Source organism: Bacillus sp. 103mf (assembly GCF_900116295.1).
Classification (GTDB): domain Bacteria; phylum Bacillota; class Bacilli; order Bacillales; family Bacillaceae_G; genus Bacillus_A; species Bacillus_A bruguierae.
Genome location: NZ_FPAF01000002.1, coordinates 195,813 through 211,410, shown reverse-complemented (window position 1 = coordinate 211,410; position 15,598 = coordinate 195,813). Strand labels below are relative to the sequence as shown.

The 15,598-nt window shown below is 35.7% G+C and carries 14 protein-coding genes, 1 tRNA gene and 2 pseudogenes; 14 read left to right on the top strand and 3 right to left on the bottom strand.

What is annotated here, in order from left to right; genetic code table 11:
* Positions 1-56 precede the first annotated feature (56 nt).
* A pseudogene (locus BM350_RS07655) lies at positions 57-430 on the top strand (integrase core domain-containing protein); the annotation flags it as partial.
* A gap of 207 nt (positions 431-637) precedes the next feature.
* Here BM350_RS07655 and BM350_RS07650 read toward each other — a convergent pair.
* Positions 638-710, bottom strand: a tRNA-Val gene (locus BM350_RS07650).
* A gap of 240 nt (positions 711-950) precedes the next feature.
* On the opposite strand from BM350_RS07650, the gene BM350_RS07645 reads away from it, so the two are divergent.
* The 7 genes and pseudogenes from BM350_RS07645 to calY all read left to right on the top strand — a co-directional run bounded on the left by BM350_RS07645 (position 951) and on the right by calY (position 6,414).
* The gene (locus tag BM350_RS07645) at positions 951-1,487 is read left to right on the top strand and encodes a hypothetical protein (RefSeq protein ID WP_090915195.1); all 537 of its coding nucleotides are present in this window, start codon (positions 951-953) and stop codon (positions 1,485-1,487) included.
* Positions 1,488-1,874: 387 nt separating this feature from the next.
* The gene (locus BM350_RS07640) at positions 1,875-2,102 is read left to right on the top strand and encodes a hypothetical protein (protein ID WP_090915196.1); all 228 of its coding nucleotides are present in this window, start codon (positions 1,875-1,877) and stop codon (positions 2,100-2,102) included.
* A 150-nt stretch (positions 2,103-2,252) separates the two neighbouring features.
* Entirely contained in the window at positions 2,253-3,488 is a 1,236-nt protein-coding gene (locus tag BM350_RS07635; protein ID WP_090915198.1) for a D-alanyl-D-alanine carboxypeptidase family protein, read from the top strand.
* Between the two features lie 150 nt (positions 3,489-3,638).
* On the top strand, positions 3,639-4,214 hold the full coding sequence (locus tag BM350_RS07630; protein WP_090915200.1) for a signal peptidase I SipW: 576 nt from the start codon (positions 3,639-3,641) through the stop codon (positions 4,212-4,214).
* Positions 4,215-4,395: 181 nt separating this feature from the next.
* A pseudogene (locus BM350_RS07625) lies at positions 4,396-4,518 on the top strand (TasA family protein); the annotation flags it as partial.
* Between the two features lie 191 nt (positions 4,519-4,709).
* Positions 4,710-5,348 carry a DUF4047 domain-containing protein gene (locus BM350_RS07620; protein ID WP_170857664.1) on the top strand — a complete coding sequence of 213 codons (639 nt, stop codon included), beginning with the start codon at positions 4,710-4,712 and terminating at the stop codon, positions 5,346-5,348.
* 472 nt (positions 5,349-5,820) lie between these two features.
* Positions 5,821-6,414 (top strand): biofilm matrix protein CalY, encoded by a 594-nt coding sequence (calY, locus tag BM350_RS07615; protein WP_090915208.1) that lies wholly within the window; start codon positions 5,821-5,823, stop codon positions 6,412-6,414.
* Between the two features lie 84 nt (positions 6,415-6,498).
* Here calY and BM350_RS07610 read toward each other — a convergent pair whose 3' ends face one another.
* Both BM350_RS07610 and BM350_RS07605 read right to left on the bottom strand, forming a co-directional pair.
* Positions 6,499-6,822, bottom strand: a complete 324-nt coding sequence (locus BM350_RS07610; protein WP_090915210.1) for a helix-turn-helix domain-containing protein — start codon at positions 6,820-6,822, stop codon at positions 6,499-6,501.
* Positions 6,823-6,899: 77 nt separating this feature from the next.
* Positions 6,900-7,031 (bottom strand): anti-repressor SinI family protein, encoded by a 132-nt coding sequence (locus BM350_RS07605; protein WP_139207651.1) that lies wholly within the window; start codon positions 7,029-7,031, stop codon positions 6,900-6,902.
* Between the two features lie 348 nt (positions 7,032-7,379).
* On the opposite strand from BM350_RS07605, the gene BM350_RS07600 reads away from it, so the two are divergent.
* From BM350_RS07600 to BM350_RS07575, 6 genes are all read left to right on the top strand, one after another.
* Positions 7,380-9,767 carry an immune inhibitor A domain-containing protein gene (locus tag BM350_RS07600; RefSeq protein ID WP_090915214.1) on the top strand — a complete coding sequence of 796 codons (2,388 nt, stop codon included), beginning with the start codon at positions 7,380-7,382 and terminating at the stop codon, positions 9,765-9,767.
* A gap of 370 nt (positions 9,768-10,137) precedes the next feature.
* A complete protein-coding gene (locus tag BM350_RS07595; RefSeq protein ID WP_280141369.1) occupies positions 10,138-11,535 on the top strand; it encodes an aldehyde dehydrogenase in 1,398 nt (465 codons plus the stop codon).
* A gap of 257 nt (positions 11,536-11,792) precedes the next feature.
* Positions 11,793-12,776 carry an ABC transporter ATP-binding protein gene (locus BM350_RS07590; RefSeq protein WP_090915218.1) on the top strand — a complete coding sequence of 328 codons (984 nt, stop codon included), beginning with the start codon at positions 11,793-11,795 and terminating at the stop codon, positions 12,774-12,776.
* The gene (locus BM350_RS07585) at positions 12,773-13,618 is read left to right on the top strand and encodes an ABC transporter permease (RefSeq protein ID WP_090915219.1); all 846 of its coding nucleotides are present in this window, start codon (positions 12,773-12,775) and stop codon (positions 13,616-13,618) included. Before BM350_RS07590 ends, BM350_RS07585 begins: the two co-directional genes overlap by 4 nt.
* A 6-nt stretch (positions 13,619-13,624) precedes the next feature.
* Positions 13,625-14,425, top strand: coding sequence for an ABC transporter permease (locus BM350_RS07580; RefSeq protein ID WP_090915221.1), 801 nt, complete (start codon positions 13,625-13,627; stop codon positions 14,423-14,425).
* 103 nt (positions 14,426-14,528) lie between these two features.
* Positions 14,529-15,581, top strand: coding sequence for a polyamine ABC transporter substrate-binding protein (locus BM350_RS07575; protein ID WP_090915223.1), 1,053 nt, complete (start codon positions 14,529-14,531; stop codon positions 15,579-15,581).
* The last annotated feature ends 17 nt before the right edge of the window (positions 15,582-15,598 follow it).

The following is a 15,598-nucleotide window of genomic DNA, read 5'->3' as shown; positions in this document are numbered from 1 at the left end:
TACCATTAACTAGTATTCTTTGCAAGGTACTGTGATATTATCGATACCACGAATTGATGAGTACTATATTCATTCTTGTAGTAAAGGCGTTGGAAAACACTTACCACATACAAAAACCACCAGAAGGTCTCATTATACTGACTTAGGAACACCATATACCAGCTAAGAATTTCAAACTTTACTCACGAATTATAAAATAAAGCCTTCTTTTAGTAAGAAAGGTTGTCCGTATGACAATACTTGTATCGAGTCATTTCACGCCATTTTAAAGAAAGAAGAAGTAGATTGAACACAATATGTCACATTTGAACCAGCAAATCTAGCTCTATTTCAGTACATCAAGGAATTTTATAACCGAAAACAAATTCATAGTAGCATTGGTTATAAAACGCCTCAAGCAATAGAAAATCTAGCTAAAAATATAGCTTAGACTTCCCTTTTTTTGTGTTCAAAATATTGACTCAAATCCATATCAGTCATTTCACGATTTTATAGACACAAAAAAAGAGGACTACCTCTGAGCAAGCTGATTAGCCGACTAGAAGTAGTCCTCTTTTAACTTGTGGTGTCTGATGGAGACCTCCACAGTTTTAGCTTTTGATAATGTCCTCTCAAGCCTTGATACTATTGAGTTTTATGATCCCGACTGGGTTCGAACCAGCGACCTCCACCCTGTCAAGGTGGCGCTCTCCCTGCTGAGCTACGGGATCATGATGAAATGATGATGTGTAAATATCTTTGTTATTTTATGGTTTCTATTATAAATGAAATGATGTGAACTCTACAAGACTTTTTATTTATAATATTGCAAAAAATAACCAAGAGGGTGTCGGTTGTCATTTTACATCAACATATGTGTTATACATGCTAGGATAGTAAAAAGGTATGTTCTAGAAAATGTGATATGATGGAATAAATAGGATATTGATGTATAGGGGGAGCATGGCACAATGTTTAAAAAAGGGGTTGTGTTTATTGTTGGGGGGCTTGTTTTAGTAGGATTAATAGTTGGCGGCGTACGGCTGTTTTATAAAACGGATAAAAAAGAAAGTAAAGCCGAGAATGCTGAACAAATAAAAAAAGAGGATCTATCAAAAAATGTTCCGCAAAAAATAACAGAAATACATAGCGATTTAAATAATATAACGGGTTGGGAGAAATACGAAAAATATGAAGATGTGAATAGCCCATCATGGGAGGAGTCTAAAAGTTCTTTTGGATTAATTTCTGTTACGCTGAAGGAAGCTATTTCTTTATCTAATGATGGTCTGAAAGAAGATTTAGAACGAGCTGAAAAATTACATGATATAGCAGTGAAAAATCATGATACCCAAGCTTTAAGATATGTTCATCGTATTGTCCACGACCTAGACGTTAAAATAAATGGAATAAAAGTGGAGAATGTTTTTAATAGTACAAGAGCCGGAGCTGGAAATGGTAGTGAAATACCTGTTTACGATGAATATATTAAGCAGCACAGCAAATAAATGCGAAATGGACACATAGTCGTTTCATCCATGGCTAGATGCTCTTGTCCCCTCTTAAAAAGAAAAGAGTGTTTATGTTGATTTTTTCAGTTATATATATATTAATTTTTCGACATATAAGTCGCTGTTATGCAGAATACAACATGACCGCTACTTGCCTTCTCCTTTTGTTTTAAACCTTGCATGTGGCAGAAAAGGGCCCCGACCACTTCTATGCATGGCCAGATGCTCTCGTCCTTCGTTAAAAAGAAAATGGTTTTTATGTCTTTTTTTAAATTTGTATTTATATAGTAGTTTTTAGGGCGTATTAAGGGTTAATTTTTTTCTATTCTATTAATATATTATATAAAAGAATAAATAATATTTTGTATAAATGAAGGGATATGTATGGTAAGAAAAACGTTTAAAATGTATGTACCAAGGTATAGAACGATTTCTATTAATGGAGTAGTTCTTGATGTAGATGTATCTCATGATGAATTTATAGATGAGTTTATACAATGGATTGAATCAAAGGGCTGGTCATTTATAGGGATAACAGATGAGATAACAGAAGGGGAAGCTAGCGATAATTTCATAGATTTCTTAAGAGATGAGGAAGATAAGGAGGAGTAATTCCTCCTATTTTTATACATTGTTAATCTGTCTTTTTTTGTAAATTTATGATATACTGCAAATTGGCGAATAAAAAGGTAGTTTCATATTCCATTTTGATTTTTATAATAAATAACGTATACATATAGAGTAAAGAAAAGGGAGAGTAGCATGTTTAGCTTTAAGAAAATTTCGGCTTTAGTTATTGCAACCTTGTTATTTTTGCTTGCGCCTGTTAAGTTGTATGCAGAAAGTTTGCAAGACCCGAATGTGTTTGGACAGTTTGCTGTTTCAATCGACGCGAAAACAGGTGATGTTTTGTATGACAAAAATGCGCATCAGCGTGCTTTTCCAGCTAGTATAACAAAAGTGTTAACGAGTATTTTATTGATGGAGCATGTGCAGTCTGGAGAGCGAATTGCTTTTTCTCAAAAGGCTCTTGAACAAGAGAAAAGTAATTATCAAATTGAATTTCAAGCAGGGGAAACGGTAGATCGGGATACTGCCCTTATGATTTTAATGGTGCTAAGTGCAAATGATGTAGCGTATGCGATTGCAGAGCACGTAGCAGGAAGTCCAGAAAATTTTGCGAAGATGATGAATGAGAAGGCAGCGCAGTTAGGTGCAAAGGATAGTCACTTTGTTACGCCAAGTGGTCTGCATGATCCCAATCATTATACAACGCCGTATGATATGGCGATGATTTCGAGAGGTGTGATGAAACACCCGGAAATCATGACAGCAATGAATACGAAGCGAACAACTGTTACAACATCAAGACAAACTGTTTCTATTTTTAATAGAGGACAATATTTTGAAAATCCAAATTGTATTGGCGGGAAAACAGGTTTTACAAATGAAGCTCATAATACACTTGTACAAATAAATGAGAAAGATGGAAATCGTATTATTAATGTCGTAATGTCCTCACAAAAGCCAGAAATTTATGAAGACATGAGAAAGATTGCTGATTATGCATTTCCGCAATTTGCAAAACAACAAGTGTTAGATAAAAACAACTGGACAAAGGAAATGCTTTACTTGAATAAATCAGTAAATGGTGAATTGGAACGAAGTGTTGACCTTGTATTAAAGCAAGGAGAAGCTAAAAATGTACAAGCTGTTTTTAAAGAAAATCATGTCGATGAGGCGAATTTATATAAAGCAGGTCTTCGCCGCGGTGATGTTATTGGGACTGTAGATATTAAAAAAAATGATCAAACGATAGAAAGTATTAATGTTCTTTCGAAAGAGGATGTTGTGTTTGAGAAGCCGAAAGAGAGTAGTGTAACAAAGTCTACCTTTTCGTATAAGCTAATGGCTGGTATTGGTGCAGGTATTCTTATTTTCCTTAGTATTGGGGTATTTCTTTGGAATCGTAAAAAACAGAAGAAGTTGTCTCGGTGAAAATAGGTAAATGAATTTTGCCTATTTTTTATTGTGTTTTTTGAATATTCGTTATAATATATTTGTGAGTTCTTTAAATAGAACATCGAATTTGAATATTTTGTGCAGTATGCTTATATAAAGACGAAACCAACGAAAGGAAGGAGACAGATGAAGTTAGTTTGGAAAGTTATTAGTAATATCATTTCTTTTGTTTTGTTTACGATTATGGTTGTTTTAGCGTTTGTTGTTATTTCATCAAAGGCGAGTGGCGGCGATCCAACAGTGATGGGATACCAGTTCAAGACGGTATTATCAGGATCGATGGAACCTACGTTTTTAACAGGATCTATTATTGCAATTGAACCAACGAAAGATGGTTCAAAATATAAAAAAGGCGATGTTATTACGTTTAAAGAGAAAGATAAGAGGATTGTTACTCACCGCATTATTGATGTGAAAAATATAAATGGAAAAGTGGCCTATGAAACAAAAGGGGACAATAATAATGGTCCTGATTTAAACCCAGTTCTTGCTGAAAATGTAATTGGGAAGTATGCAGATATTACTGTTCCGCATGTTGGTTATTTACTAAACTATGCAAATTCGAAAGCAGGAGCAGCGTTGTTATTAATCATTCCAGGTGTTTTATTGTTAGGTTATTCTGTAGTTACTATTTTTGGAGCATTGCGCAGCATTGATTCTGAAAAGAAAAACAAGTCTTCTGATGCAGGACAATCTGTATAAATGGTTATACTCTTTAATTATTGAGAGTTAACAAATATATATAGTTTAGTAGGAAGTTGGAATGAGATTAAAAAAGTGTTACTTCAAACAGATTATAGTGTAGATGAGAAGGGTATTTCTGCAGGGAAATTTGATGAAGTGAAACTTCCATCAGTGGGGATCTTACTGCCCGTTAATGCGGGATGAATTTACAATGAAGTTTGGATTTGTTGATAATAACAAGGATCAAAATGAATTCCAAGGCGATAAACTTCAATTGAAGTGGACATTTGCTGCGCAGCAAACTGCTGGTAAAGAAAGATAAAGTTTAAGAAATTTACAAGGCTATCTTTATTAGATGGTCTTGTTCTTTATATAGAATGTTATAATTCTTTATAAGGAATATAAATTCATCAAATGGTAGGTGTGAATATGAAAAAATCCTCAAAGAAAGTAAGGAATATACTTATATTACCATGTATATGTTCTATGGCTTTTTATATGGGATCTCAAGTAGTGACATATACCGAAGCATCTTTTTTGAATCAACAAAAAGTAGAGGCAACCTTATCAACTGCAATGGTTTTTCCAAAAGCAATTGAAAAGTTAACAGGGGAAGCAAAGCAACATAGAGAAGCTATTTTCAATCATTACAATGTGATAAATCGTGCAGCAAATGGAAATGAAACTGTTGCAGAATTAGAGGGTAAGCTTGTTACATGGAAGCAAAGCCGTGAAGCAATTACGGCGGAAATCACAGCGCTGCAAACTAACTATACGGAGATTGACTCATATTATAACAAAGCGGTAGAAGATGCAAAGAAAAATAAAGAGGGTTCTGCACAAGAAGTATTAAAATATGTACAAACTGGTTTTACAGAAATTCAAAGTATTTGCAGTGAAGTTGATAAACAAGCAGTGTTACAAAAGATAGATGAACGCATCGGGGCATTAGAAAAACAAATTAATGAAGAGAAACAGAAACAAGCAAACAATGTCCAGAACATATCACCTGTACAGCCTTCAAAACAAGAAGAGAAAAAGCAGGAGAATCATACGAATGAAGAACAGTTGAAGGAAAATCAACCAGTTACAGCGGCGCCAGCACAGCCTGAGGGAAATAAAGAAGACGCAGTTGCGGAAACAAAGCAGTAACACATACACTTCGGATATGACTAAAAATATGTTCCAAGGTGAAAAAGTGAATTTCAAATGTACATTTCATGCATCACAAGATACAATAAAGAAAGATCATAGTTTTTAAGCGAAAAGATAAGATATTTTTCCTTTTTTATAGCATATTTTTATGAGGGATGCTTATGAAGTGAAAATAAAGAAAAGCATTATATATGTATAAAAAAAAGAGAAATTGTAAGAAAAGTAACGGAAAAGACAGGAAAATAAATTAAAACAACTTAAAAACAGAAAATACAGAACTTTTTGAGATTTTATTTCTATACCACTTGTTCTTTATAATGAACCCAAGGGAGCTTATTAAAGAACATACATAGAGATAATGGGGTAGCAGACGCGCAACGATTATGTCGATACGAAGAAATTATTTTATTAGTTACACCTCTTATCTACATAAGAGCTAACAATAAAAAGAGAATTGGGGGAATTTAGAATGGGTCTTAAGAAAAAGTTAGGCATGGGAGTAGCATCAGCAGCATTAGGGTTATCTTTAATCGGTGGAGGAACGTTTGCATACTTTAGCGATAAAGAGGTATCCAATAATACATTTGCGGCTGGTACGTTAGATCTTGCACTTAATCCAAAAACAATCGTTGATATTGATAACTTAAAACCAGGCGATTCTGTGAAAAAAGAATTTTTATTACAAAATAAAGGTTCATTAACAATCAAAGATGTAAAGCTAGCAACTAAATATGCAGTAATTGATAGCAAAGGCGATAATAATGGTGAAGATTTAGGTAAGCACATTAAAGTGAAGTTTATCTGGAACTGGGATAAACAAAGCGAACCAGTTTATGAAACAACATTAGCTGACCTGCAAAAAGTAGATCCAGATGTAGTTGCAAAAGACGTGTTTGCTCCTGAATGGAGTGAAGAAGGTGGATTAAAAGCTGGTTCAGAGGATTACTTATGGGTGCAATTTGTGTTTGAAGATAATGGACAAGATCAAAATATCTTCCAAGGCGACAAATTGAATTTAGAATGGACTTTCAATGCTTCACAAACTGATGGTGAAGAGAAGTAAGAAATATAACAAAAGCGGAGGATTTCCTCCGCTTTTTATAATACAAATAAAAAGAGCACCTTCATAGAAAGTACTCTCTCTGCATCATTTTTGTTTTTGTTTCCACTTATTAAATTCTAAAAATTCACGAAACTGTTCTTTTGAAACACCAGAATGCATGGCTTCTTTAACGAGTTTTATCCACTCAGAGTCCAATGTATATTCTTCAGCTGGCTCATCATGAAGAAGTACATCAACAGAAACGTGCAGAACGTTAGAAATCTTTTCGAGAAATTGAATCGAAGGATTTTTTTGTAAGTTTCGTTCAATGGAACTAATATATGACTTTGCAACGCCTGCTTTTTCGGCAAGTTCTGTTAAGGAGATGCCTCTTTGTAGACGCAGTCGTTTTATACGTTCTCCAATCATATTAGCGCACCTTTCTTACTGTATACCTAAGATTTAATTTATTATAACACATTTTTCTTTAAAGAAAACAATGTCGGTTAGTTCTGTGCTGATTGATTTCCGTGTTGCAAAAAGTTAGATACTTCTGCACTACTAATATTCATATCTAAAGCTTCCAACAATAAATCAATCCATTCTGAATCAAGTACTTCTTTGTTATCAGTTTGCACAAATGACGCCTCCCTAATAATTGCGGTTATAAAAGCTAGAAAACTAAAAACGCACTAAGACTATTATAATATCTAAAACTATAATTGCATTAAAAAAAGTAAAATTCATATATATTTTTGAAAAATTACCCAACGAGGCTAATATCTTGTATTACACACAAAAATTTTAATAGTTTTGTAAATATTTATTAATATATGCTATTAAAACCATAATATCATTATATCGATTTATACTTAATAATGGATTTTTTCAAAAGTATTACAAATTAAGACAATATATTGTGAATTTATAGAATTTTTATTATTATCAAAATATTGATACATATTTGAGTTTAGGGAGGAATAGGGATGAAGAAAAAACCTTTTAAAGTGCTGTCTACGCTTGCGGCGACAGCTGTGCTTAGCTGCACATTTGGGTTTGGAGGCCAATCTGTTTATGCGGCAACACCGTCTAATGTAGTACCTTCAAGTCCAGTCGACGATCATTTAATTCCTGAGGAGCGTTTAGCAGAAGCGTTGAAAAAGCGCGGTGTAATTAGTGATTCTGCGTCGAAAGAAGACACATTAAAAGCAGTTGAAAAATACGTAGAGAAGAAAAAAGGCGAAAATGCTGGAAAAGAACCAGCAGCGGGGGATAATGTTACGCAAGAAGCTTCTGACTTTTTGAAAAAAGTTAAAGATACAAAAGCGGATGCAAAAGAAAAGGCAAATCAGCCTGCTGGTGGTCCGGTAGCTGGACAAGAGCCGGTTAAAGGGGGATTAAACGGCAAAGTACCAACTAGTTCAGCGAAGCAAAAACAATATAATGGTGATGTTCGTAAAGATAAAGTACTTGTATTACTAGTAGAATATGCTGATTTTAAACATAACAATATTGATCAAGAACCTGGTTATATGTATACAAATGATTTTAATCAAGAACATTATCAGAAAATGTTGTTTGGTGATGAGCCGTTTACATTATTTGATGGATCAAAAATTGAGACATTTAAGAAGTATTATGAAGAGCAATCCGGTGGTAGTTATACGGTAGATGGAACAGTAACAAAGTGGTTAACAGTTCCAGGTAAAGCTGCGGACTACGGGGATGATGCTGGCAGTGGTCATGACAATAAGAGCCCGTTAGGACCAAGAGACCTTGTAAAAGATGCGTTAAAAGCAGCAGTGGATAGCGGTTTAAACTTAGCTGATTTTGATGTGTTTGATCAATATGATATGGATGGTGATGGCAATAAAAATGAGCCAGATGGACTTGTTGACCATCTAATGGTACTTCACGCTGGTGTTGGACAAGAAGCTGGTGGAGGTAAATTAGGAGATGACGCAATTTGGTCACATCGCTGGACAATTGGACCAAAACCATATCCAGTTGAAGGTACAGAAGCAAAAGTTCCATATTGGGGCGGCAAAATGGCGGCGTTCGATTACACAATTGAGCCAGAAGATGGAGCGGTTGGTGTATTCGCGCATGAGTTTGGTCATGATTTAGGTCTTCCTGATGAGTATGATACACAGTATACTGGTGCAGGTGAACCAGTTCAATCTTGGTCTATTATGAGCGGCGGCAGCTGGGCAGGTAACATTGCAGGTACAACGCCAACAAGTTTCTCTCCGCAAAACAAAGAGTTCTTTCAAAAGAACATTGGTGGAAACTGGGCAAACATTGTAGACGTTGACTACGATAAATTAAATCGCGGTATCGGTTTTGCGACATACTTAGATCAAAGTGTTTCAAAAACAAAACGTCCTGGTCTGGTTCGCGTAAACTTACCAGACAAAGATGTAAAAGGCATTCCAGCAGCATTTGGTAAACAGTACTACTATAGTACAAAAGGTGACGATCTTCATACGACATTAGAAACACCGCTATTTGATTTAGCGAATGCAACAAATGCAAAGTTTGATTACAAAACGCTATACGAAATTGAAGCAGATTATGATTTCCTTGAAGTATATGCGGTTGCGGAAGATGGAACAAAAACGTTAGTTGATAAAATCGGTGACGAAAGTGTGAAAGGCAACATGGATACAACTGACGGTAAATGGATAGACAAGTCATATGACTTAAGCCAATTTAAAGGTCAAAAAGTAAAATTAGTATTTGAATATATTACAGATGGTGGTTTAGCGCCGAACGGTTTTACTCTTGATAATGCTACATTAACTGTAGATGGAAATGTTGTGTTCTCTGATGATGCAGAGGGCGATGCAAAATTAAAATTAAATGGCTTCGTTGTATCAAACGGTTTTGATAAGAAGAAGCATAACTACTATTTAGAGTGGAGAAACTACGCTGGTGCTGATGAAGCGTTACAATATGGCCGCGGTCCAGTGTATAATACAGGTCTTGTTGTATGGTATGCAGACTCTAGTTACACAGATAACTGGGTTGGGGTTCATCCTGGAGAGGGATTCTTAGGTGTTGTTGATTCTCATCCAGATGCAATTGTGGGAACATTAAATGGTAAACCAACTGTTGCAAATAGCACACGATACCAAATTGCAGATGCTGCGTTCTCATTTAATCAAACGCCAGCGTGGAAAGTTGTATCTCCAACACGCGGAACATTTGATTACAAAGGGCTACCAGGTGTAACGAAGTTCGATGATTCTAAATCGTATATGAACAACTTAATCCCAGATGCAGGACGTAAAGTGCCGAAGCTTGGATTGAAATTTGAAGTAGTTGGACAAGCAGATGATAATTCTGCAGGTGCAGTTCGTTTATATCGTTAATAATGGAGAAGCTGTTGAAGGGGATTCCTTTCAACAGCTTTTTTTATAGGAACATAGTAACTACTCAGTCACTCTATGAAAAACCGATAGAAAAGCATTTTTTTAAGTGATCGAGAGGGACTGGCTATGTATAGTAGCGGTCAGGGCCTTTTCCTGCCACGCGCAAAGTTTGAAAACAAAGAAAGGCAGCGAGGTGTAGGTCCATTTTTATCTTCATGGCAGCAATTATAGGTAAGTGTATTTTCGCTGGAATTATACTCCTTACTAAACTTCTAAATGAAATGTATGGCTGAGTAGTTACGGAACATAAATAATAAATTTTTACATATCAGTTCATTTTTTAATAAGAAGAAACCAGAAATGTATTATAATATATGGTGAAGTAAAGGGGGGAAGCTTTATGACGATTGCTTCTATTGTGGAAAGACAAAAATCCTACTTTTATAGTGGGAAAACAAGAGAAATAGATGAAAGAAAGAAACAGTTACGAGCATTATATGAAAGTATTCAGCGCTATGAGTCTGAGATTTTTGAAGCGCTAAAGCTGGATTTAAATAAATCAGAGCATGAATCGTATACAACAGAGATTGGATATACATTAAAAGAAATTTCTTTTATGATAAAGAATCTTTCTAAATGGAGTAAACCAAAGCGTGTGAAAACGGCAATGACTCATATTGGATCAAAAGGGAAAATTATTCCGGAGCCGTATGGCGTAACGTTAATAATTGCCCCGTGGAATTATCCATTTCAACTGGCGATTGCTCCGTTAGTTGGAGCTATTGCAGCTGGAAATACGGTTGTTTTAAAACCTTCAGAGTTAACACCAAATGTTTCTAGAGTTCTTGCGAAAATATTAACGGAGTTATTCCCATCTGAGTTTGTCGCTGTGATGGAAGGCGGCGCCGAGGTGAGCACAGCTTTGTTGAAGGAACCGTTTGATTATATTTTCTTTACTGGTAGTGTGGGAGTTGGAAAAATTGTTATGGAGGCAGCTGCAAAACAATTAACACCTCTTACACTTGAGCTTGGCGGCAAAAGTCCGTGTATTGTACATAAAGATGCAAAGCTTGATGTTACAGCGCGGCGAATTGTATGGGGGAAATTTTTAAATGCGGGGCAAACGTGCGTTGCACCTGATTATGTATACGTTCACTCTTCTATTAAAGATCAATTCATAGAAGAAATGAGAAAAGCTGTGCATGAACAATATGGAGAGAAGCCATTGCAAAATGAAAAGTATGTTCGCATTGTGAGCAGGCGTCATTTTGAAAGATTGTGTTCATTTTTAGAGGACGGCCAGGCTGTAATAGGTGGGAATTATGATCAAGATAAACTATTAATTGAACCTACAGTACTGACAGATGTGACATGGAACGATGCTGTTATGGAAGATGAGATTTTTGGTCCCATTTTACCATTATTAGAGTATGATCATATAGAAGATGTCATAACAACTGTTCAGCGTCATCCGAAACCACTTGCACTATATGTTTTTTCTGAAGAACGAGATTTGCAAAAGCAAGTGACACAATCTATTTCCTATGGAGGTGGTTGTATTAATGATGTTGTATATCATCTAGCAACGCCGTATTTACCATTTGGTGGTGTTGGTCAAAGTGGATTGGGCAGCTATCACGGAGAGCAGAGTTTTCAAGCATTTTCACATTATAAAAGCATTTTGTCTCAATCGACAACGTTTGATATGAAAATTCGCTATTCTTCTACAAAAAGTGCTTTAAAATTCATTCGAAAATTGTTAAAATGATGATGGTGTTTATCAATTGGTTCGTCCGTATGATAAAAACCCCTTCAACACGAAGGGGTTTTTCTATTCAAGGTGTGTATCGTGTAAAATTGAAGCAGACATATTACATAAAGTGAAGCTTCTATCAGTGGCGTGCATTCACCACTAATCACGCTTGTATTACGTGATTAAACGTTTAGATTGAAGCAAAGTTATTGCATATAGAATACTTGGGTTATTTATGAATATCAAAAATATGAGGTAGATAGGAAGAGAAGATGAAAAATATTATTAAGGTCGAAGCAGTAGAAAAACATTTTGGAAATCAAGTTATTATTCCGCCTCTTTCTTTAGACATTAAAGAGGGCGAGTTTTTAACAATTCTTGGTCCGAGTGGTTGTGGGAAAACGACATTACTTCGTATGATTGCTGGTTTTGAGAAACCGACAAAAGGGGTAATTTCCCTTGATGAAGAAACGATTAATGATTTACCGCCTTATAAACGTCATATGAATTTAGTATTTCAGCATTATGCACTGTTTCCGCATATGACTGTTGAGAAAAATATTCGCTTTGGATTGAAGATGCAAAAGGTTTCTGAAGCGGAGCAGCAAGAACGTGCTGAGGAAGCGATACGTTTAACACAATTAACAGAATTCCGTAATCGGAAACCAGCTAAACTTTCTGGCGGACAACAGCAGCGCGTGGCAATTGCACGTGCAATTGTGAATAATCCTCGTGTGTTGCTATTAGATGAGCCGTTAGGAGCACTAGATTTTAAGCTTCGAAAAGATTTACAGCGTGAATTGAAAAACTTACAACGAAATCTTGGGATTACGTTCATTTATGTGACGCATGATCAAGAAGAAGCGATGAGTATGAGTGATCGCATTGTAGTTATGAACAAAGGTCACATTGAACAAATTGGAACACCAAAAGAAATCTATCACAAGCCAGAAACGTTGTTTGTTGCGACGTTTATTGGAGAAAATAATATTATTCAAACAGGAGAAAACTATGTAGCAGTACGCCCAGAAAACGTGAAAGTACGTTCCGTGGAAGAATCATCTACTGAAGGGTATCAATTTGGCCATATTGAAGATATCGAATTTGTTGGAAATATGGAGAAGTTATATATTCGGGATGAGAAAACAGGCGAGTTGTTGATGGCGTATCAAAGCGCAGAAGAAGCGAAGCAGTGGAACATTGGTGACAATGTGTATGTAGGTTGGGAAAAAGAGGATGAGGTGACCTTAAATTGAAAAAAGGGAAATTACTTGCATTACCTACAGTGATTTGGTTACTTGTCTTCTTCTTAGTACCTCTCTTGTTTGTGTTAGCTTTTTCATTTTTACAGCGCGGGACGTACGGAACAGTTGAGATGAGCTTTACGTTAGAGAATATTAGACGTGTATTTGATTCGCTCTATATGGAGACGTTATGGGAAACAGTAAAAATTGCTGTTATTACAACGGTACTTTGTTTGTTGATTGGATATCCGTTCGCCTATACGGTGACGATTGTTGATCGTAAATGGCGTTCTGTTTTACTGCTTCTCGCAACAATCCCGTTTTGGATTAACTTTTTAGTTCGCTCATATGCTTGGATTGTTATTTTACGTTCACAAGGGCTTGTCAATACGCTATTGCTGAAATTAGGTATTATTAGCGAACCTTTAAACTTACTATACAATACACCATCTGTTATTCTAGGGATGGTATATTCACTCTTACCATTTATGATTTTGCCTGTATATGCAGCGATTGAACAACTTGATAAGAGAAAATTAGAAGCGGCATATGATTTAGGAGCAACACCGCTCAAAGCATTTTGGCATGTAACAGTTCCAATGACGATGTCAGGAATCGCGACAGGATCGATTTTAGTATTTGTGTCATCTATTGGGATGTTCGTTGTATCAGACGTTATGGGTGGTTCGAAAGTTGCATTAATCGGAAATGTAATTCAAAATCAGTTTTTAGGTGCACGTGATTGGCCGTTTGGGTCAGCGTTATCGATGATTGTTGTGTTATTCTCCGTTCTGTTAATTTACTTATATTATCGGGCTACGAAAGTATATAACTATGGAAACGGAGGGGAATAAACGAAGATGAAAAAGTTTTTAGTCACTTATTCTTGGCTAATTTTATTGTTTCTTTATTTACCAATGATGGTACTTATGCTATTTTCGTTTAATGACTCACGTATTAATGCGGAGTGGAAAGGCTTTACACTTCATTGGTATACAGATTTATTTCAAAAACAGGATGTAATTGATGCACTTATAAACAGTTTGACGATTGCAGTTGTCACGACAATTGTCTCTACACTGTTAGGTGTGTTAATCGCAATTGCTTTACATCGTTATAAATATCGTTTTGAAGGTGCAATTAACGGACTTGTATATTTACCAATTCTCATTCCAGATATTTTAATGGGATTATCGCTTTTAATTTTGTTTAGTCAACTTGGTATTGAACTTGGACAAATGACAATTATTATTGCCCACATTACATTTAGTATTTCATTTGTCGTTGTCGTTTTATCAGCAAGACTTTCGGGTATGGGGCGCGACTTAGAAGAAGCAGCAAATGATTTAGGAGCAACGCCGTGGCAAACGTTTCGTTATGTAACGCTACCAGGACTTACACCGGGGATTATTTCCGCGGCATTATTGACATTCACGTTATCGATTGATGATTTTGTGATTAGTTTCTTCGTATCAGGTCCAGGCTCAACAACATTGCCACTGTATATTTACAGTATGGTAAAACGTGGTATATCACCTGAAATTAACGCATTGTCGACAATTTTAATTGTTGTAATTGTTGGATTAATGCTTGCTTCTGAAATGTTCCGTAGCAAAGGTACAGATGGAGAGGGAAATTCAGGCGGCCATCTTCCATTGTAATAAAGTGAAACTTTAATCAGTGGGAGTATTACTGCCCACGAATAGCGGGATAAATGACCGAGTAAAAGATGAAGGATTAAGTTCAAACTAGGAGGGAATGCAAATGAAATGGATGAAAGTAGTCGCAAGTACTGCACTTACTTTCGGAATTGCTGCTGGTGTGTTAGCTGGATGCGGCGAAAAGAAAGAAGAATTAAATATTTACAGCTGGGCTGATAACTTTGATGAGCAAGTTATTAAAGACTTTGAAAAGAAATATGACGTGAAAGTAAATTATGATAAATATGCAAGTAATGAAGAAATGCTTGCGAAATTACAAGCAGGCGGTGCAAAGTATGATTTAGTTCAACCGTCTGATTATATGGTAAAAACAATGACAAAAATGGATTTGTTAGAACCATTAGATAAAAAGAACATTCCGAATGTAGAGAATCTCGTTTCAAACTTTAAGACACCTCCATTTGATCCGGAAAATAAGTATTCAATTGTGTATACATGGGGTGTAACGGGCATTGCTTATAATAAAAAACATGTGAAAGAAGCGCCAACAAGTTGGGCTGATTTATGGAATGAAAAGTATAAAGGACACGTGGCATTATTAAATGATTCTCGTGAAGTACTTGGCATGGGGCTTAAGAAACATGGTTTTTCAAATAGCTCAACAAATGATGCGGAGTTAAAAACAGCTTTTACAGATCTTCAAAAATTATTACCAAATTTATTAGCGTTTGATACAGATAATATTAAACAACAATTTATTACTGAAGAAGCATGGATCGGTACAGTATGGTCCGGAGATGCGGCGTTCATTGCAAAAGAGAATAAAGATGTTGGATACGTCGTTCCAAAAGAAGGTGGCACAATTTGGGCGGATACATTAGCAATTCCAAAAGGTGCAAAACATAAAGAGCTTGCAGAGAAATTTATTAACTACTTAATGGATCCTAAAGTTAGCGTGAAAAACTATGAATCCATTGGATATAGTAATCCAAATGAAAAGGCTCGTCCTCTTCACAGCAAAGAGTATCAAGACAATCATATGATTTTCTTAACGAAAGAAGAGCTAGATCGTACAGAATGGCTTGTCGATGTGGATGGAAAAATAAAAGATTATGATCGTTACTGGACAGAACTGAAGACAGGAAAAGAAAAGTAATAAAAAGCGCGATTTCT

Coding starts and splice junctions, on each gene's coding strand:
- BM350_RS07635 (WP_090915198.1), top strand. CDS start 2,253: ATGTTTAGCTTTAAGAAAATTTCGGCTTTAGTTATTGCAACCTTGTTA.
- BM350_RS07610 (WP_090915210.1), bottom strand. CDS start 6,822: ATGATTGGAGAACGTATAAAACGACTGCGTCTACAAAGAGGCATCTCC.
- BM350_RS07630 (WP_090915200.1), top strand. CDS start 3,639: ATGAAGTTAGTTTGGAAAGTTATTAGTAATATCATTTCTTTTGTTTTG.
- BM350_RS07640 (WP_090915196.1), top strand. CDS start 1,875: ATGGTAAGAAAAACGTTTAAAATGTATGTACCAAGGTATAGAACGATT.
- calY (WP_090915208.1), top strand. CDS start 5,821: ATGGGTCTTAAGAAAAAGTTAGGCATGGGAGTAGCATCAGCAGCATTA.
- BM350_RS07600 (WP_090915214.1), top strand. CDS start 7,380: ATGAAGAAAAAACCTTTTAAAGTGCTGTCTACGCTTGCGGCGACAGCT.
- BM350_RS07645 (WP_090915195.1), top strand. CDS start 951: ATGTTTAAAAAAGGGGTTGTGTTTATTGTTGGGGGGCTTGTTTTAGTA.
- BM350_RS07580 (WP_090915221.1), top strand. CDS start 13,625: ATGAAAAAGTTTTTAGTCACTTATTCTTGGCTAATTTTATTGTTTCTT.
- BM350_RS07590 (WP_090915218.1), top strand. CDS start 11,793: ATGAAAAATATTATTAAGGTCGAAGCAGTAGAAAAACATTTTGGAAAT.
- BM350_RS07575 (WP_090915223.1), top strand. CDS start 14,529: ATGAAATGGATGAAAGTAGTCGCAAGTACTGCACTTACTTTCGGAATT.